Genomic DNA, 17,640 nt, shown 5'->3' with positions numbered 1-17,640 from the left:
CGGTTCAGAACCTCTCGGGGAAGATCAGGGCGAGGACGAGATAGCCCAGCAGGGCGACAGCCACCACCAGGCCGACGATGTTCTCGGCGGTCACAGCCTCGTCACCCCCTTGGCGACGAGGGCCACCAGCGCGAAGACCGCGACCGTGGTGACGACGAAGGCCAGATCGGCCATCACGAACTCCTGGAAAAGGTTCGGAAGAAAAACGGACAGGGGAAGCAAACCCCGCACGTCACCGATGCGGTCGGCCGTTGACGGCTCCCTTACGGCGGCCCCCGCCGCCTTGACGGGGCTCTTACGCCGAGGACGGCCGGAACCAGCCCCGGGAGCCGAGCCCACTGCAGCGGGAAGCCGGGGCATTGGAGCGACTTGAAAACCGCGATGTGGGAACCGGTAGAGAAGCCCTGACGCACGAAGGGGGCCGGGTGTGCGACGCCCCGGCTCGCTCATCGGAGGAGAGGCCACGATGGCGCGTGAACACGACTCCCAGCAGGCCGTCCCGAACACGCCGGGGATGCGCACCGACGCCGACGGCGTCACGCGCCGGCGGCCGCTGCGGAGGCGGCACGTCGAGGAGACCGTCGAGGTCGCGGTGCCGGTGCGGACGGCGTACAACCAGTGGACCCAGTTCAAGACGTTCCCCCGTTTCTCGAGCGTGGTGCACGGTGTGGAACAGGCCAGGCCCACCGTGACCACCTGGACCATCGGCTACGGGCCGCTGCGCCGTCGCTTCGCGGTGGAGATCGTGGAGCAGGACCCCGACGCCTACCTGGCCTGGCGCGGCCTGGAGCAGCGCCCCTCCCACCAGGGCGAGGTCGAGTTCCGGCCGACGGAGTCGGGCGGCACGGCCATCACCGTCCGGATGCTGCTGGAGCCACGCGGCACCGCGAAACGGCTCACCGGTTCCTCCAGGGTCACCCAGGTGATCACCCGGCTGGTGCGCCGCGAGCTCCAGAACTTCAAGCTGTTCATGGAGGGGCTGGGGCAGGAGGGCGGGGCCTGGCGCGGCACCATCCGCAACGGCCGAGTACAGCACGACCACCCGGAACCGCCGAGGAGCCGAGTGGCCCAGTGGCCCGTCGGCTGACCCTCGTACCGGACGCGGCAGGACCCAGCGGCGAGCGAGTCGCGGCAAGAGAAAGGCGATGCGATGCAGAACCCGCCCGGTGACGAGCCGGAGACCACCCTCTCCGTGACACCGCCGAAGAAGTGGGCGGCCGGGATCCCCGCGGTCGTGCACGCGCTGGAGTACTCCCTGGAGCAGACATCCCCGCGCAAGACCGGGGTGGACCTGCTGACCATGAACCAGGTGGGCGGGATCGACTGTCCCGGCTGCGCCTGGGCGGATCCGGCCCCGGGCCGGCGCCATCGCAACGAGTACTGCGAGAACGGCGCCAAGCACATCAACGACGAGGCCACCGCACGCCGGATCACCGCCGACTTCTTCCGTGAGCACAGCGTCTCCGACCTCGCCGGCCGCTCCGACATGTGGCTCAACCAGCAGGGCCGGCTCACCGAACCGATGATCAAGCGGCCGGGCTCCGACCACTACGAGCCCATCGGCTGGAACGACGCCCTGGGTGTGCTCGCCGGGGAACTCACCGCGCTCTCCTCCCCCGACGAGGCCGTCTTCTACACCTCGGGCCGGGCCAGCAACGAGGCCGCCTTCGTCCTCCAGCTCTTCGCCCGCGCCTTCGGCACCAACAACCTGCCCGACTGCAGCAACATGTGCCACGAGTCCAGCGGCTTCGCCCTGAGCGAGACGCTGGGCACCGGCAAGGGCACCGTCAGTCTCGACGACCTCCACCACGCCGACCTGATCTTCCTGGTCGGACAGAACCCTGGCACCAACCATCCGCGCCAGCTGTCCGCACTGGAGGAGGCCAAGCGCAACGGCGCCCGCATCGTGGCGGTCAACCCGCTGCCCGAGGCCGGGCTACGGCGCTTCAAGAACCCGCAGAAGGCGCGCGGGGTCATCGGACGCGGCACCCAGATCGCCGACCGCTTCCTGCACATCAAGCCCGGCGGCGACCTCGCCCTGTTCCAGGCCCTCAACCGCCTGCTGCTGGAAGCCGAGGACGCCCGGCCCGGCACCGTCCTCGACCACGACTTCATCGACGCGCACACCTCCGGCTTCGAGGAGTTCGCCCAGCACGCGCGCGCCGTCGACTGGGACGACGTGCGCGCGGCGACCGGCCTGACCCGCGAGGAGATCGAGAAGGTCCGCGACGAGGTCCTGCGCAGCGAACGCGTCATCGTGTGCTGGGCGATGGGCATCACCCAGCACAAGCACGGTGTGCCCACCATCCGGGAGATCGTCAACTTCATGATGCTCCGCGGCAACCTGGGGCGGGCCGGCACCGGTGTCTGCCCGGTGCGCGGGCACAGCAACGTCCAGGGCGACCGCACCATGGGCATCTGGGAGCAGATGCCGGACTCGTTCCTTGACGCCCTCCAGAAGGAGTTCGGCTTCGACCCGCCGCGCCCGCACGGGCTCGACTCGGTCAACTCGATCAAGGCGATGCGTGAGGGCCGCGTCAAGGTCTTCCTCGCCCTGGCCGGCAACTTCGTGCGGGCCGCTCCCGACAGTGAGGTCACCGAGGACGCGATGCGTTCGTGCCGGCTGACCGCCCACATCTCCACCAAGCTGAACCGGTCGCACACCGTCTGCGGTGACACGGCGCTGATCCTGCCGACGCTCGGGCGCACCGAACGAGACGTCCAGGCCGACGGCGAGCAGTTCGTCACGGTGGAGAACTCCATGAGCGAGGTGCACACCTCCCAGGGGCGTCTCGAGCCCGCTTCTCCGCTGCTGCTCAGCGAGGTCGCGATCCTGTGCCGGCTCGCCCGCCGCACCCTCGGCGGCAAGCCGGACATCCCCTGGGACCGGTTCGAAGGGGACTACGGCACGATCCGTGACCGCATCTCCCGCATCGTGCCGGGCTTCCACGACTTCAACGCGCGCGTGACGCGGCCCGGTGGCTTCCAGCTGCCCAACCCCGTCAACGAGGGCGTGTTCAACACCGCGGTCGGCAAGGCGCTGTTCACCCGCAACGAGCGGGTGGTCCCCAAGGCGCCCGAGGGTCACCTGCTGTTGCAGACCCTGCGCTCGCACGACCAGTGGAACACCGTCCCCTACACGCTCAACGACCGCTACCGCGGCATCCACGGCAGCCGCCACGTCGTCCTCGTCAATCCGGCCGACATCTCCGGACTCGGCCTCGCCCAGGGTGACCACGTCGACCTGGTGAGCGTCTGGGCGGACGGCACCGAGCGCCGCGCCCGGGACTTCGAGGTCGTCCCCTACCCCACCGCACCGGGTTCCGCCGCCGCCTACTACCCCGAGACCAACGTCCTGGTGCCGCTGGACAGCGTCGCCGACATCAGCAACCAGCCCACGTCGAAGGGACTCGTCGTCCGCCTGGAACCCACGTCCGACCGGGCGGCCCCGGCCTCCGCCTCCGCCTCCGCCTGAGGAGCATGCCGAAGCCGAAAGGGACGGGCAGGGACGGGGTCTACACGTCTGCCGGGCGGGTGAACCCGTAGGCGCGCTCGACCTTGGCCACATGGAGCGAGAACGAGGCGTACCAGTGCTCGCGTCCGTACGCACGGGCCAGAGCGTGCTCCGCATGTTCCCGCCAAGCGGCGATGGAGTCCTCGTTCTTCCAGTACGTCACCGTGATCCCGAGGCCGTTCGCACCGCGAGCGGCATCGACACCGAGGAATCCCGGCTGCCCGGCGGCCAGTTCGAACAACCGCTCGTCCGTGTCCCGGTAGCCGTTGTCGCCGGAGGTCCGCACGGCGGTGAACACCACGGCGTAGTAGGGCGGGGCGGGCAATGAGGCTGGCGCAGGATCGGTCACGGAGGTCCTCCCACGGACGGCACCGGCGGTACGGCCTCAAACGATCTCCTGTCCCGGCCCGACCGCACAACCCTCCTGCCCTGCCGATGAACCGTGTTCCCCCGGGCCACGATCGGCCGAATGCCGACTGTCCACGGGGCGTGACGGCCAATAGCCTGTGCGGCCTGCGCGTTCTGGGAGGTCTCGTGAACGGTCTCCGTGCGGTCGTCGTCTGCCTGGTGATCGCGTGTGCCGCGGTGGTGTCGCCGGCCGCGGCCGTGACGCCTGCCAAGGGCGTGACGCCGAGCTGGTCGGCGTTGCCGGTACCGGCGGCGGCCCCGCCCGTGACGGTGACCGACCTCGCCGCCCGCGGGCCGCGCGAGGCGTGGGCGACCGGGTACGAGCAGGCCGCCGACGGCCTGCGGCCGATGCTGTACCGCTGGGACGGCACGGCCTGGAGCCGGGACACCTCGTTCCCCGGTGCCGGTGAGCCGGGCTGGCTCGGCAAGGTGCAGTTCGTCGGCACGGACGTGTGGATCTTCCACAACCTCGCGGGCGAGGGCGAGATCCTGCGCCGGTCGGCGGGAGGCTGGAATGCCGTCCCGCTGCCGCAGACCCTGTGGACCTACCAGGACTTCACCGCCGTACCGGGGGCCGCCTGGGTGGTCGGTGAGGACGACACCGGGCTGAAGGTGCTGCACCACGACGGTTCCGGCTGGACCACGCAGGCCACCCCCGAGGGTGTGCTGTACCTGATGGGGATCACCGCACGGACCGCGACGGACGCCTGGGCCTTGGCGGACACCAGCACCGGGACGACCGTACTGCGCTGGGACGGCACGGCGTGGCGGGACGCGAACGTGCCGCTGCCGCCGAACAGCAACGTGCACACCCTCCTGCTCGAACCGTCCGGCCGGATCACGATCGGCGGCAGCCAATACACCGACGGCGTGGGCCGCACCTACCTGATGACCTTCGACGGGCACGCCTGGCGCACCACCTACCCGCCGCTGGGCGACACCTCCACCGAGGCCATGGTGCGCGGCCCGGACGGCGCGCTGTGGCTGCCGGTCCGCAGCGACCGCGCGTTCCAGTCGAAGTACGCGCGCGTCGACGGCCCCCGCACCACCTTCTCCTACGGCCCGGAGCGCACGAACGCGATCGACGTCACACCACGTGCGCTGGCCAGGGCCGGGGCGGCTCTGCTGTCCTTCGGCACCGTCGAGATCTACGGCTCGAAACCGAATCTGATGAGTGAGCGGCTGGGAGGCTGACCATGGCACGCAGACTTCTCGTCGCGGCCCTCGCCGTCGCCATGACCTTCATCGCCGTGATGAGCTCGGCCGCGGCGGAACCCCTGTCCTGGCAGCACGTTCCGGTCCCGGCCCAGGTCCGCCCCCAGGCCACGCTGAACGAGGCCGTGGCGCTCGGCCCGGACCTGGCCTGGGCGGTGGGCGCCGACGCCGTGGGTCGCGAGGCGCCGGGCTTCCCGCTGGTGCTGCGCTGGGACGGAACCGAATGGCACCGCCAGAGCCTGCCCGGGGCGGGCCGGCAGGGCGAACTGCTGTCCGTCGCCGCGACCTCCCCGACCGCGGTCTGGGCGGTGGGCCGCGACGCGGCGGGCGGCGCCCGTCTGCTCCGCTTCGACGGCACCGCCTGGTCCGAGAGCCGGCCCCCGCCCGGTGTCGTGCCGACCCAGGTCGTCGCCGGCGGCGGGGAGACCTGGCTGATCGGTTCGCGCGGCGGCGCCCAGGCACTGCTGCGCCGGGACGAGGACGGCTGGCGGGACGTGCCCGTACCGCCGGGAGCGGTCTACGGCCTGCACATCAAGGGCGCCGACGACGTCTGGGCCGCGGGCGCCACCGACTCGGGCGCGGCCGTGTCCCACTGGGACGGGCAGGCATGGCAGCAGACGATCGTGGACGGGGCCCCGCGGTCGGCCGTTGGCAGTGTGCTGGCGGTCTCCCCGACCGAGGTGTGGGCGGGCGGCACGGCGGGGTTCGTCGGCGGTCCGCCGGGGCGGCCGATTCCGCCCCTGCTGCTCCGCTTCGACGGACGGACGTGGAGCCGGGTGAGTGTGCCCACCGATTTCGGCTCGGTCAGTTCGCTGGCGGCCTCCACCTCGGGCGAGCTGGCCTGGGTCGCGGTGGCCCGCTCGCAGAAGTGGGGCCCGCCGGGCTCTCCGCCGCTGGTCTCGGGGCCGGACTTCCTCGCCTGGAACGGTGGGTCCTTCACCGAGTACGACGAACCGGCGGTGGCCGGCGAGGGAGACTCCCGGACACTGCGGCTGGCGCCGGTGCCGGGCACCGACACGGTGTGGTCGGTCGGCCGCGCCGACGGTCCCGAGGGCACGTTCGCCCCGCGGGCGCTGCGGTTCGGCTGAGCAGAAGCTCATTCCCCGCACGGCTCCGGGCATGCCCGGCTTCCCTCGTTCGAGAGACATACCGCACACGCGCCGAAGAACCCGCCGCGACGGGGTACCCGAGTTCTCGTAAGGAAGTCACGCGCTCACTGTTGCCGTTTGACAACAAAAGCCGGGACGCAACACAGTAGCCGTGTCGGACGTACGGGGAAGGACCTGGAATGCTCCGGTGGGCGGAGACCACTCCGTGTGCTGGTCACCCATGTCGAGAGGTGACAAAGGTGCCGTCGGCGCGCTCTTCGGTTCAGGCGGTCCGGTTGCCGGACTCCGCCGGGTCGTCGTGTATCTGCGTCGCCGCGGCGGCACAGAACGCCTCCAGCCCTTCCAGCAGCGCGATCCGCTTGGCGGCGGGCATGTCCGCCAGCACGGTCTGCAACTCCCTCTCCCTGCGGGCACGCAGGTCGACGAGGAAGGCGCGGCCCCGGCCACTGAGGTGCAGCCGCACCTCACGCCTGTTCTCCTCGCTCACGACCCGCTCGACGAACCCGGCCGCCACCAGCCGGTCGCAGAGCCGACTGGTGGACGGCGGGGTCGAGGCGAGGCACTCGGCGAGGGTGCGCAGGTTGATGCCGTCGTGGTGCTCGAGGATGTGCAGCACCCGCAGCTGCGACGCGGAGGTGGGCGAGGTCGAGGCCCGGCCCCACACGACCTCCAGCAGCTCGACGGCCGTGGTGGTCACGCGTGCGACCTCATCAGGCTCTGAGCGGCGACGGAAGGCAGTCACGATCACACTCTCGCAGGCACCGGGGTGCCTGTCAGCGTACTAGGCGCGCGCGCTGACCACACAGGACCGGGACGGCCGAAGCGAGCCGGCCTCGTGAGTGAGACCCGTACGTCGTCCGGCGAAGGACAGGTGTTTTGTCATCATGAAGAGATTTCTGGCCGTTGAACGCGCTCTGCGCACAGCGGCCCCCCACGAGTTGCTCGACGCCATCCGTGCCGTACTGATCGAGCAGTACGGCGCGGAGGACGTCGAGCTGTTCATGGCCGACTACAGCCTCACCGTGCTCCAGCCGGTGTCGGTCCTGCCGCACACGCTGGAACCGGTGTCGGTGCACAACAGCCCGGCCGGCCGGGCCTTCGGTTCGCAGAAGCCGTACCGGGAGGAGGGGCGGAGCGGGCGAACCCGTCTGCATCTGCCGGTCAGTGTGCGCGGCGACCGGCTCGGCGTGCTGTCCGTCACGCTGTCCGACAGCGACGCGACGGAGCGGTGGGAGTCCGAGCTGGCAGACATCGCCGACGTCCTGGGGCACGAGGTGGTCGTGGCGGAGCGCGACACCGACGTGTACCTCCAGGCGCGACGCAAGGACCGCCTGACGCTGGCCGCCGAGATGCAGTGGCAGCTGCTGCCCGGCCGCGCCTGTTCCCGGCCCGAGTACGAGCTGGGTGCCCAGCTGGAGCCTGCCTACGCCATCTTCGGCGACAACTTCGACTGGTCCGCCACCGCCGACCGGCTGACGCTGTACGTCACCAACGGCATGGGCGAGGGCATAGAGGCGTCCCTGCTGACGAACCTGGCCATCAACGCGCTGCGCAACGCCCGGCGCGCCGGGCTGTCCATCGCCGACCAGGCGGCCCTGGCCGACCAGGCCGTCTACGCCCACTACCGGGGGCGCTGCTATCTGTCGGTCCTGATGTTCGACTTCGACCTGGCCACCGGCCGGGCGAGCGTCGTGGACGCCGGCTCCCCCCAGCTGCTGCGGCTGCGCGGCGGCACCGTGGAGCGGGTCGCCTTCGACGCCCAGCTCCCGCTGGGCATGTTCGAGGAGACCGACTACATCGCGCAGGACTTCCACGCGGAGCCCGGCGACCGGCTCGTCTTCGTCAGCGACGGTGTCCACGCGGTGGCCTCCCCGAGGGGCGAGGCGTACGGGGAAGGGGCTCTCGCCCGGGCCATCCACTCCACGCGCCTGCTGCCCGCCGCCGAGGTGCCGCGCGCCGTCCTGCGGGAGCTGACCGGCCACCGCGGTGAAGCCATGCCGGACGACGACGCGCTGATCGTGTGTCTGGACTGGCACGGCAGGCCACAGCAGTCCGGCTGACCGGCGAGTCGGCGCGCTGCGGCGGGGGCATGTTGTTCGCCGCACACGCTCGCGTTAACGTTTGCCATGCGGCAATAATTGCCACGTGGCCTGACCGCTCGGCGGGCCGAATGGGCTCGCAGGCAGGGAGACGATGCAGGTGGCGGAGCACGACACAGCCCTCGAGACGGCGAAGGAGCTGGGCGCCTTCCTCGAGCGGCGTCGTGAGCAGATCGCCCAGCGCTGGGCGGACGCCGCCCTGTTCCGTACGGTCTTCACCGTGTCCCGGGACGAGGCGGTCGAGGCGTGCAAAGCCGTGGTGGACTCCCTGGCCGACGTGGCCCGCTCCGGGCGTATCGAGGATGTCGACGCACCTGGCTTCGGCACCGTGCGGGACCAGCTCGGCCGGATGGCCGCGGCCCGGGCCCGGGCCGGGTTCACGCCGGTGCAGATCGCCGGAGAGGTCGCGGAGCTGCGCGAGCCGGTGACCGCACTGCTGCGCTCCGAGTTCGAGGACGCCGCCGACGGCATGCGAGGGGACGCGTGTGTCCAGGCGCTGGCGGTCCTGACGGCCACCCTCCGCCTGGTGATCATGGAGACGACGGTGAGCGCGGGCGAGGAGCTCATCGCCCGGCAGCGCCAGCAGCTGCTGGAGGTGGCCACCCCCGTCATAAAGCTGTGGGAGGGCGTGGTCGCGGTACCGCTGATCGGAACCCTGGACAGTGCCCGCAGCCAGGTCGTGATGGAGAGCCTGCTGGAAGCGATCGTGGACCAGCGGGCCGCGTACGCCATCCTCGACATCACCGGCGTCCCGACCGTGGACTCGCTCGTGGCGCAGCACTTGATGAAGACGGTCGCCGCGGCCCGGCTGATGGGCGCGGAGTGCATCGTCTCCGGGATCCGTCCCGCCATCGCGCAGACCATCGTCCATCTCGGCATCGACCTGGGCTCGATCATCACGCGGGCCGGTCTCGCCGACGCGCTGGCCTACGCGCTCACCCAGCAGGGCATCGTCGTCTCCGCACGCCCGGTGACGGGAGCGAGTCCGCGGTGACCGGCTTCCTCGCCACGCATTCCGGCCCGGGCCCGGTGCCGGTACTCGCGCTGGGAGACGTCCTGCTGGTCACCCTGCAGGGCGAGCTGCGCGACGGGGTGGCCGAACAGCTCCAGCACGACATCTCCGAGCGGATCGCGTCCAGTGCGACGCCGGTGAACGGTGTCGTGATCGACATCTCCGGGGTGGAGATCGTCGATTCCTTCCTCGGCCGCGTCCTGGCCGAGATCGCCGCGAGCTCACGCCTGCTGGCCGCCCGGACCGTACTCGCCGGCATGCGTCCTGTCGTGGCCATCACTCTGGTCGAGATGGGTCTCACCCTGCCCGGCCTGGGGACGGCCCTCAACGTCGAGAAAGCCCTGTCCCTGCTGGGCCGCGCGCCCTCGGCAGCTCCGACCGCACACCCGGAAGAGGGTGCATGATGCATGCCCCCATCGCCTCGACCACGCGCCTGCCCATCGCCTCGGACGCGGACCTGGCCTGGGTCCGCCAACAAGTGCGCCAGAGCGCAGCCGACCTCGGCTTCAACCTGGTCCAGCAGACCAAGCTGGTGACCGCGGCCAGCGAGCTGGCCCGCAACACCCTCGTCCACGGTGGCGGCGGGCACATGGAGATGACCGTGCTGGCGGAAGGCGCCCACCGCGGACTGCGGCTGTCCTTCGTCGACACGGGCCCCGGCATCCGGGACGTCGAGCTCGCCATGACCGACGGCTACACCACCGGAAACGGTCTGGGCCTGGGACTGAGCGGGGCCAAGCGGCTCGTCAAGGAGTTCGCTCTGGACACCCGCCCGGGCCAGGGCACCACCGTCACTATCACCGACTGGGTCTCCGGCCTGCCCGCGCCCCGCACAGGTGCGTCGTGAGCAGGGTCTGGGACATTCCGGTCCAGGACAGCACCCGCGTCCGGGACGTACGGGTCGCAGCCGAAGCCGCCTGCGCCGCGGCGGGCCTGGACGCACACGCCACGGCGGTCGCGGCGCTGGTCGCCACCGAGCTGGGCACCAACCTCGTCAAGCACGCCGGGGGCGGCCGCATCTTCATCAACCTGGCCGCGCCCGCCGACACGCTCGCCGAGGACGTGCCCTGCGTGCAGATCGCCTCGCTCGATCACGGACCCGGCATCGACAACGTCCCGGCGGCGATGCGAGACGGTCACACCACCGCCTCGTCGTCCCTCGGCGCGGGCCTGGGCACCTGCCGGCGCGTCGCCGGCGAGTTCGACCTGCACAGCAGACCGGGGAGCGGCACCGTCGCGGTGGCCCGCATCACCCCGGCGCGGGGCCCCGGCCGCTCTCGCCCCCGGGAGGCCCGGTCGGGTCCGGGCACCCGGGCCGGTGGGATCACCACCTCCCTCGCCTACGCCGAGAACTCGGGAGACGCCTTCAGCCACGTGCGCTCCGGTCCGCGGGTCACGCTGATGCTCGTGGACGGGCTCGGCCACGGGGACAAGGCGGCCGACGCGTCCACGGCCGCCGTGGAGGAACTGCGCCGGTGCGCCGACCTGCCGCCGGCCGAGATCCTGCGACGGCTGCACACCGCGCTGCGGGCCACGCGAGGAGCGGCCGTCGGCGTCGCCCAGCTCGACGAGGACAGCGGCCGGCTCTCCTTCGCCGGGGTCGGCAACATCGGCGCCAGGCTGCGCACCGACGGCGTATGGCAGCCCCTGATCTCCCACCCCGGCATCGTCGGAGCCCACTTCCCCGCCACCGTGCCCCTGCGCGAGAGCGCCTGGACGCCGGACAGTCTGCTCGTCCTGCACAGCGACGGGCTCCCCAGCCGCTGGGAGCCCCCCGGCGATCCCCGGCTCGCCGCCCATGATCCGGCCGTGGTGGCCGCGGTCGTCCTGCGGGACGCCGGCAGCGCCGCCCGCCCCCTGCGCGACGACGCCAGTGTGGCCGTACTGGCCCCTGACCACCGGACGGACCCGTATGACCGCACCCCCTGACGTCTGGAAGATCGCGTCGGTGGCCGACGCCGCCCGGGCCCGCGCCGCCGTCGACCGCATCGCCACGGACGGCGGGGCGCCGGCGCTGGAGCGGGCCCGCTTCCTGACTGCGCTCACGGCACGCCTGCGCCACTGCCTCGGCCAGGGCGGTGAGTGGCAACTCCGCCTCCACATCCGGCCGTCCGGTCTGCTCGAGGTGTCCTTGAGCCCGGCCGGCGAGCGCGAGCCGGATCCGCAGGACGAGACGCCCTTACTGACCTGCCCGCTGCCGCACGGGCCCGTCCGCAAGGGGCGCCGCGGCGCCCCCTCGCTGCCGCAGGCCCTGCTGCGCGCCGACGAGAACACCGCGGCCGTGCTGAGCCTCCTGGACGAGCAGGAGAACCTGGTCCGGCTGCACCGGGAGGAACTGCACCAGACCAACCAGGGCGTCCTGGCGCTGCACGCCGATCTGGAGGCCGCGGCACGCGCTCAGCAAGAGCTCCTCGAAGCCGAGCGGACCGCACGCGCCGCGGCCGAAAAGGCCCGCCGTCTGCTGACCTTCCTGGGTGACGCCAGCGCCGCCATCACGTCGTCCCTCAGCCGTACGGCCATCCTGCGCCGCCTCTTCGACGTGCTGGTGCCGGAGTACGCGGAGCGCCTCGACGTCTGGCTCTTCGACGAGGAGGAGTCCGAGGGACGCGACGACGAGCGCGCGCACCGCGTCCGGGAGCACTCGGCGGCCGCGGTGGCCGCCGCCCGCACGGGCCGCCCCCAGCACGCCGCCGCCCACCCGGGCCGCCTTCCCGGCGTCGACGATCTCCCGCCCTCCGCCCTGTCCCCCGAGCGGCCCCTGCTGGCCATCCCCCTCGTCGCACAGCGCCTGCTGGGCGTCCTCACCCTCACCGCCCCCGGTCCCCGCTTCGACGAGGACACCTCCCTGATGCTGGTCGAGCTGGCCCGCCGCGTCGGTGTCGCCCTGGACCACGCCCACCGCTACCAGCGGTCCCGCAACACCGCCGAAGCCCTGCAGCGCGCCCAGCTCACGGACCTGCCCACGCCGCCGGGACTGCTGCTCGCCGCGCGCTACCTCCCCGCCACCTGGGGCATGAACATCGGCGGTGACTGGTACGACGCCTTCCTCCAGCCCGACGGCAGCCTGCTGGCCGTCATAGGGGATGTCACCGGCCACGGGCTGCACGCCGCCGTCGTCATGGGCCAGTTGCGCACGGCCCTGCGCGCCTACGCCGTCGAGAACGCCACCCCCGGCGAGATCCTCACGCGCCTGCACCACATGCTGGGCCACCTGCAGCCTGACCTGTACGCCACCGCGCTGATCGCCCGTTTCCGGCCGGGTGAACCGGAAGTGGTCTGGGCCTCGGCGGGCCACCCGCCGGCCGTCGTGCGCGCCGCCGACGGCACCGTACGGGTCCTGGACGCCAAACCCGGCGTGATGCTGGGCATCCCGCTGCCCTACGTGTACACGGACCACCGGACCGACCTGCCCCCCGGCTCGTCCCTGGTGCTGTACACCGACGGCCTGGTGGAACGCCGGGGGCAGGGCATCGACCCCGGAATCGGGCGCCTGTGCCGCGCTCTGGAGGCGTTGAGCACACCGGAACTGGAACAGGACCTGGACGCCGCCGCCGACGCCCTGCTCAAGCCCCTCCTGTACGACTCCGAACGGGACGACGACGTCTGCCTGCTGCTGTGCCACACCGTGACCGCCGCGGCGCGGGAGCGGCCCCGCACAGCCGATCGCTCGCCTTCCGAAAACGAACCGCCTGCCGGCCCGTCCGCTCGCGGTAGCGTGAAGGACACAAGGCGAGAGGGTGGATTTAGTGAAAGCCTCTGAACCGCAGCCGTCCGCGGAAGCACAACTGCGCGCGGCCTCGCCGCACGCGCTGGTGGCCACCGCCCGCCGTCTGCTCGCCGAACGGGCAGGGGCTCAGGAGGTGAGCGTGCTCCTCGCCGACTATGGCCTGGCCGTCCTTCAGCCGGTGACGCACCTGCCGCGGACCGGCCCCCCGGTCTCCGCCCACGAGGGGCCCGCGGGCAGTGCCTTCCTCACCCAGAAACCGGTGCTCGAAGTCCTTCCGGCCGGCCAGCTGGCGCATCTGCCCATCACCGTGCGCGGCGACCGTCTCGGCGTCCTGTCCGTGCACCTGCCCGCAGGCGCCGTGGACCCGCGCACCGTGCTCCAGCTGGGCGACTTCGCCACGGCGCTCGGACACGAGATCGCCACCGCCGGCCGCGACACCGACCTCTACCTCCAGGCCCGCCGCACCCGTCGGCTGACCCTCGCCGCCGAGATGCAGTGGCAGCTTCTGCCCGGCCGGGGCTGCGCCCGCGAGGAGTTCGTCATCGGCGCCCACCTCGAACCCGCCTACGCCATCGGCGGCGACACCTTCGACTGGTCCACCGGCGCCGACCACCTCGTCCTCACCATCACCGACGGGATGGGACAGGGCATAGACGCCTCCCTGCTCGCCGGTCTCACGACCGGCGCCCTGCGCAACGCCCGCCGCGCCGGCATAGGCCTCGCCGACCAGGCGTGTCTCGCCGACCAGGCCGTCTACGCCCAGTACGGCGGCAAGGCGTACGCCTCCACCCTGCTGTTGAGTTTCGAGCTGGCCACGGGCCTCGTGCACGCCGTCGACGCGGGCTCCCCGCAACTGTTCCGGCAGCGCGGCGGCCACACCGAGCGGGTCGAGCTGGAGGCGCAGATGCCGCTCGGCATGTTCGAGGAGACCCTCTACACCGAGCAGACGTTCCAGGTGGAGCCGGGCGACCGTCTCATCGCGGTCAGCAGCGGGGTCCACGGCACCCGCTCGGCGACGGGCGACCTGTTCGGCGAGCGGGTCCTGCGCCAGGTCCTCGGCGCCACGCGTGCCACGCCGCCGCACGAGACGGCACGCGCGGTCGTCGGCGGGCTCATCGAGCACTACGGCAGCAAGGAACTGCTGTCCGACGCCGCCGTGGTGTGCCTCGACTGGACCGGCCGCCAGGGCTGACCCCGCGGTCAGCGTCCGAGGTCGTCGTTCTCCTTGTCGGTGTCGCCCTGAGCGCTCAGGAAGGCCCGCAGCCCCCCGCTCAGCGCCGCCCGCTCGCCGGGTCCCATGGCCGCGAGGACCTCGGCGAGCGCCTGTGATCTGCGCGCGGCGACCTCGTCGAGCACATGCCGGCCGCGCACCGTGAGAACGAGCTGCACCTCGCGCCGCCGGTGCGGGTGCAGCAGACGCTCCAGCAGGCCGGCGGCCTCCAGCCGGTCACACAGCCGGCTGGCGGTCGGCGGGCCTATCTCCATGCTCTCCGCCAGAGTGGTGAGGTTGAGCCCCGGTTCCGACTCCAGGATGCGCAGTGCTCTCAGCTGGTGCGGTGACAGCCTCAGGCTCGCTCCCTGGGCGGCCACCGACCACAGGTTCGCGAGACCGTCCACGGCGTCGGCGACCTCCAGCGCGACGGAGAGTGGGTCGTCACCCGGTCCGCTCGACTGGTCGTCCCCCGAGCCACTGAGACGAGTCACACACCCATCGCTTTCAGTAATCGCTTGGCCATGCAGATACCACCCTCATTCAAACGCGGTACCCGATGCGCCGTCGAGCAAGCACGTGGGTCCGCTCCGGAGGACGGCAAAAAGAAAGGGCAAGGAGAGAACTCTCCTTGCCGTTACCCAAGTTATAGCGCGAAGGGGGGCTTGCGGCAAGCCCCCGGTCACCGCGCACAATCGTCGGCCGAGGCCACAACCTGCGGATATGGGGGAACTACGTGTCGTCAGACCTGACCGAGCAGTACGTTTTGGATCTTCAGGAGGTCGACGGAAGTCAAGTCGCCGTCGCCGGCGGCAAGGGGGCGCATCTGGGCAGCCTGTCACGGATGGAGTGCATCCGCGTGCCGGCGGGCTTCTGCGTGACGACGGACGCCTACCGGCGGGTCGTGGAGTCGACGCCGTCGCTCGACGCACAGCTGGATCAGCTCTCCCGGGTGGACCCGGACGACCAGGAGGCGATCCGCACGCTCAGCGCGGAGATCCGCCGGACCATCGAGGGGATCGCCGTCCCGGACGAGCTGGCGGAGGCGATCACCGGTGCGCTCGCCCGGTCCGGCGAGCAGGCCGCCTACGCCGTCCGGTCCAGCGCGACCGCCGAGGACCTGCCCACGGCCTCCTTCGCGGGCCAGCAGGACACCTACCTGAACATCGTGGGTCCGGCGGCGATCCTCCGGCACGTCAGCCGGTGCTGGGCGTCTCTGTTCACCGAACGGGCCGTGACCTACCGCCGGCGCAACGGCATCGACCACCGTACGGTCCGTATGGCCGTCGTCGTGCAGCAGATGGTCCTCCCGCAGGCGTCCGGCATCCTGTTCACGGCCGACCCCGTCACGGGCAACCGGACGGTCGCCACCGTGGACGCGGGATTCGGCCTCGGCGAGGCCCTCGTCTCGGGTCTGGTGAACCCGGACGTCTTCACGGTGCGGCACGGCGAGGTCGTCGCCAGGACGATCTCCGCCAAGCAGCGTGCCGTACACGCCCTGCCCGCCGGGGGCACGCGGGAAGTGGCGATCGACGCGCAGCGGCAGGAGCAGCCGGCGCTGACGGATGCGCAGGCCGTCCGGCTCGTGGAGCTCGGGCGTCGGATCGAAGCGCACTTCGGCCGCCCGCAGGACATCGAATGGTGCCTTGTCGGCGACGACTTCCACATCGTGCAGAGCCGGCCGATCACGACGCTGTTCCCCGTCCCGGAGAGCGGTGACCAGGAGAATCATGTCTACGTCTCCGTCGGCCACCAGCAGATGATGACCGACCCCATGAAGCCCCTGGGCCTGTCCATGTGGCAGTTGACGGCCATGGTGCAGATGCACGAGGCCGGCGGGAGGCTGTTCGTCGACGTCACCCGGCGCCTGGCCTCGCCCGCGAGCCGGGCCGCCCTGCTGGACCTCATGGGGAGGGGCGATCCGCTGGTCAGGGACGCGCTGGAGACCGTCCTGGAGCGCGAGGGCTTCGTCCCGTCGCTCCCGGACGCGCCCGCCGGCGGGCCGCGGGCCGGCGGCGCGTCCGACCCGGTCGAGACCGATCCGGCCGTCGTCACCGGGCTGATCGAGCGCAGCCAGGCATCCCTCGCCGCCCTGAGGCGCGAGGTCCGGACGAAGAGCGGACCGGAGCTGTTCGAGTTCCTGCTGGAGGCCTTCGAGGAACAGAAACGAGTCCTCACCGATCCCCTGAACTTCAAGGTGATCATGGCGGGGATGGAGGCCACCTGGTGGCTCAACGACAAGCTGGAGGAGTGGCTCGGCGAGAAGAACGCGGCCGACACCCTGACCCTGTCCGCCCCCGGCAACGTCACCTCCGAGATGGGACTCGCGCTGCTCGACGTCGCGGACGTGATCCGCCCGCATCGGGACGTGGTCGCGTTCCTGGAAGGTGCCGGGAACGACGGCTTCCTCGACGGGCTGGTGAAGCTTCCGGGCGGGACCGAGGCACGCGACGCCATCGAGGCCTACCTCGACCGGTACGGCATGCGCTGCGTCGGCGAGATCGACATCACGAGGCCGCGGTGGCGCGAGCGCCCCGGCACGCTCGTACCCGTGATCCTCGACCACGTCAGGAACTTCGAACCGGGCGCGGCCCGGCGGCGTTTCGAGCAAGGGCGCCAACAGGCGCAGAAGAAGGAACAGGACGTCCTGTCCCGCCTGCGGGCCCTGCCGGACGGGGAGCGGAAGGCCGACGAGACCAAGGGCATGATCGACCGGGTCCGCACCTTCATCGGCTACCGGGAGTACCCGAAGTACGACATCATCAGCCGCTACTTCGTCTACAAGCAGGCCCTGTTCGCGGAGGCCGAGCGTCTGGTGGAGGCGGGTGTGCTCGCCGAGCAGGAGGACGTCTCCTATCTCACCTTCGAGGAGTTCCGCGACGTCGTGCGCTCGAAGCAGGTCGACGACCGGCTCGTCAAGCAGCGCAAGGACGCGTTCCGCTCGTACCAGGCGCTCACACCGCCCCGGGTCCTCACCTCGGACGGCGAGGCTCTCACCGGGGCGTACCGGCGGGACGACGTGCCGGAAGGCACCCTGGTGGGCCTGCCGGTCTCCACCGGGACCGTCGAGGGAAGGGCCCGCGTCATCCTCGACATGGCGGACGCCGATCTCGAAGCGGGCGACATCCTGGTCACCACCTTCACGGACCCCAGCTGGTCACCGCTGTTCGTCGGCATCGCCGGCCTGGTGACGGAGGTGGGCGGCCTGATGACCCATGGCGCGGTGATCGCCCGGGAGTACGGCCTGTCGGCCGTCGTGGGCGTCGAGCAGGCCACCCGGCGGATCCGGGACGGGCAGCGGATCCGCGTGCACGGCACCGACGGGTACATCGAGATCCTGGACTGA

The 17,640-nt window shown here is 71.5% G+C and carries 17 protein-coding genes; 12 read left to right on the top strand and 5 right to left on the bottom strand.

The features are described from left to right. Nucleotides 1-4: 4 nt before the first annotated feature. On the bottom strand, nucleotides 5-94 hold the full coding sequence (gene kdpF, locus ACGFWE_RS25445) for a K(+)-transporting ATPase subunit F (RefSeq protein WP_016434100.1): 90 nt from the start codon (nucleotides 92-94) through the stop codon (nucleotides 5-7). Continuing rightward, complete coding sequence (locus ACGFWE_RS25440; protein ID WP_352389702.1) at nucleotides 91-222, bottom strand: hypothetical protein; 132 nt, start codon at nucleotides 220-222, stop codon at nucleotides 91-93. The genes kdpF and ACGFWE_RS25440 overlap by 4 nt, the downstream gene beginning before the upstream one ends. A 244-nt stretch (nucleotides 223-466) precedes the next feature. Here ACGFWE_RS25440 and ACGFWE_RS25435 point away from each other — a divergent pair, with 244 nt between their 5' ends. Beyond that, entirely contained in the window at nucleotides 467-1,087 is a 621-nt protein-coding gene (locus tag ACGFWE_RS25435) for an SRPBCC family protein (RefSeq protein ID WP_352389703.1), read from the top strand. Nucleotides 1,088-1,150: 63 nt separating this feature from the next. Further along, nucleotides 1,151-3,475 carry an FdhF/YdeP family oxidoreductase gene (locus tag ACGFWE_RS25430; protein WP_393601919.1) on the top strand — a complete coding sequence of 775 codons (2,325 nt, stop codon included), beginning with the start codon at nucleotides 1,151-1,153 and terminating at the stop codon, nucleotides 3,473-3,475. A 40-nt stretch (nucleotides 3,476-3,515) separates the two neighbouring features. Here ACGFWE_RS25430 and ACGFWE_RS25425 read toward each other — a convergent pair whose 3' ends face one another. Then, complete coding sequence (locus ACGFWE_RS25425) at nucleotides 3,516-3,863, bottom strand: antibiotic biosynthesis monooxygenase family protein (RefSeq protein WP_393601917.1); 348 nt, start codon at nucleotides 3,861-3,863, stop codon at nucleotides 3,516-3,518. A gap of 185 nt (nucleotides 3,864-4,048) precedes the next feature. On the opposite strand from ACGFWE_RS25425, the gene ACGFWE_RS25420 reads away from it, so the two are divergent. Together ACGFWE_RS25420 and ACGFWE_RS25415 are read left to right on the top strand one after the other, a co-directional pair. Further along, the gene (locus tag ACGFWE_RS25420; protein ID WP_393601915.1) at nucleotides 4,049-5,116 is read left to right on the top strand and encodes a hypothetical protein; all 1,068 of its coding nucleotides are present in this window, start codon (nucleotides 4,049-4,051) and stop codon (nucleotides 5,114-5,116) included. Nucleotides 5,117-5,118: 2 nt separating this feature from the next. After that, on the top strand, nucleotides 5,119-6,225 hold the full coding sequence (locus ACGFWE_RS25415; RefSeq protein ID WP_393601913.1) for a hypothetical protein: 1,107 nt from the start codon (nucleotides 5,119-5,121) through the stop codon (nucleotides 6,223-6,225). Nucleotides 6,226-6,508: 283 nt separating this feature from the next. On the opposite strand, the gene ACGFWE_RS25410 is transcribed toward ACGFWE_RS25415, so the two are convergent. Further along, a complete protein-coding gene (locus ACGFWE_RS25410) occupies nucleotides 6,509-6,943 on the bottom strand; it encodes a MarR family transcriptional regulator (protein ID WP_352389708.1) in 435 nt (144 codons plus the stop codon). Between the two features lie 187 nt (nucleotides 6,944-7,130). On the opposite strand from ACGFWE_RS25410, the gene ACGFWE_RS25405 reads away from it, so the two are divergent. The 7 genes from ACGFWE_RS25405 (at nucleotide 7,131) to ACGFWE_RS25375 (ending at nucleotide 14,276) form a co-directional block, all read left to right on the top strand. Further along, nucleotides 7,131-8,306, top strand: coding sequence for a PP2C family protein-serine/threonine phosphatase (locus tag ACGFWE_RS25405; RefSeq protein WP_352389709.1), 1,176 nt, complete (start codon nucleotides 7,131-7,133; stop codon nucleotides 8,304-8,306). Between the two features lie 133 nt (nucleotides 8,307-8,439). Beyond that, nucleotides 8,440-9,339 carry an STAS domain-containing protein gene (locus ACGFWE_RS25400; protein WP_393601911.1) on the top strand — a complete coding sequence of 300 codons (900 nt, stop codon included), beginning with the start codon at nucleotides 8,440-8,442 and terminating at the stop codon, nucleotides 9,337-9,339. After that, nucleotides 9,336-9,761: an STAS domain-containing protein gene (locus ACGFWE_RS25395; protein WP_352389711.1), complete on the top strand. Its 426-nt coding sequence runs from the start codon at nucleotides 9,336-9,338 to the stop codon at nucleotides 9,759-9,761. Before ACGFWE_RS25400 ends, ACGFWE_RS25395 begins: the two co-directional genes overlap by 4 nt. Then, on the top strand, nucleotides 9,761-10,204 hold the full coding sequence (locus ACGFWE_RS25390) for an anti-sigma regulatory factor (RefSeq protein ID WP_352389867.1): 444 nt from the start codon (nucleotides 9,761-9,763) through the stop codon (nucleotides 10,202-10,204). The genes ACGFWE_RS25395 and ACGFWE_RS25390 overlap by 1 nt, the downstream gene beginning before the upstream one ends. Continuing rightward, nucleotides 10,201-11,286 carry a SpoIIE family protein phosphatase gene (locus ACGFWE_RS25385; RefSeq protein ID WP_352389712.1) on the top strand — a complete coding sequence of 362 codons (1,086 nt, stop codon included), beginning with the start codon at nucleotides 10,201-10,203 and terminating at the stop codon, nucleotides 11,284-11,286. The genes ACGFWE_RS25390 and ACGFWE_RS25385 overlap by 4 nt, the downstream gene beginning before the upstream one ends. Then, nucleotides 11,270-13,117 (top strand): PP2C family protein-serine/threonine phosphatase, encoded by a 1,848-nt coding sequence (locus tag ACGFWE_RS25380; RefSeq protein ID WP_393601908.1) that lies wholly within the window; start codon nucleotides 11,270-11,272, stop codon nucleotides 13,115-13,117. Before ACGFWE_RS25385 ends, ACGFWE_RS25380 begins: the two co-directional genes overlap by 17 nt. Next, nucleotides 13,095-14,276 (top strand): PP2C family protein-serine/threonine phosphatase, encoded by a 1,182-nt coding sequence (locus ACGFWE_RS25375; RefSeq protein ID WP_393601906.1) that lies wholly within the window; start codon nucleotides 13,095-13,097, stop codon nucleotides 14,274-14,276. The genes ACGFWE_RS25380 and ACGFWE_RS25375 overlap by 23 nt, the downstream gene beginning before the upstream one ends. 8 nt (nucleotides 14,277-14,284) lie before the next feature. On the opposite strand, the gene ACGFWE_RS25370 is transcribed toward ACGFWE_RS25375, so the two are convergent. Further along, the gene (locus tag ACGFWE_RS25370) at nucleotides 14,285-14,788 is read right to left on the bottom strand and encodes a MarR family winged helix-turn-helix transcriptional regulator (RefSeq protein WP_393601904.1); all 504 of its coding nucleotides are present in this window, start codon (nucleotides 14,786-14,788) and stop codon (nucleotides 14,285-14,287) included. A gap of 254 nt (nucleotides 14,789-15,042) precedes the next feature. Between ACGFWE_RS25370 and rph the strand changes: the two genes are divergently transcribed. Next, nucleotides 15,043-17,640 (top strand): rifamycin-inactivating phosphotransferase, encoded by a 2,598-nt coding sequence (gene rph / locus ACGFWE_RS25365; RefSeq protein ID WP_393601995.1) that lies wholly within the window; start codon nucleotides 15,043-15,045, stop codon nucleotides 17,638-17,640.

Source organism: Streptomyces sp. NPDC048523 (genome assembly GCF_043199815.1).
In the GTDB taxonomy this organism is placed as follows: Bacteria; Actinomycetota; Actinomycetes; order Streptomycetales; family Streptomycetaceae; genus Streptomyces.
Note: the sequence above shows the minus strand (reverse complement) of the source record. Positions and strands in the feature narration are given on the sequence as shown.

Excerpts from the sequence above, each read along its gene's own strand:
- ACGFWE_RS25435 (WP_352389703.1), top strand. The coding sequence starts at position 467 with ATGGCGCGTGAACACGACTCCCAGCAGGCCGTCCCGAACACGCCGGGG.
- ACGFWE_RS25430 (WP_393601919.1), top strand. The coding sequence starts at position 1,151 with ATGCAGAACCCGCCCGGTGACGAGCCGGAGACCACCCTCTCCGTGACA.
- ACGFWE_RS25415 (WP_393601913.1), top strand. The coding sequence starts at position 5,119 with ATGGCACGCAGACTTCTCGTCGCGGCCCTCGCCGTCGCCATGACCTTC.
- ACGFWE_RS25405 (WP_352389709.1), top strand. The coding sequence starts at position 7,131 with ATGAAGAGATTTCTGGCCGTTGAACGCGCTCTGCGCACAGCGGCCCCC.
- ACGFWE_RS25400 (WP_393601911.1), top strand. The coding sequence starts at position 8,440 with ATGCAGGTGGCGGAGCACGACACAGCCCTCGAGACGGCGAAGGAGCTG.
- ACGFWE_RS25390 (WP_352389867.1), top strand. The coding sequence starts at position 9,761 with ATGCATGCCCCCATCGCCTCGACCACGCGCCTGCCCATCGCCTCGGAC.
- ACGFWE_RS25380 (WP_393601908.1), top strand. The coding sequence starts at position 11,270 with ATGACCGCACCCCCTGACGTCTGGAAGATCGCGTCGGTGGCCGACGCC.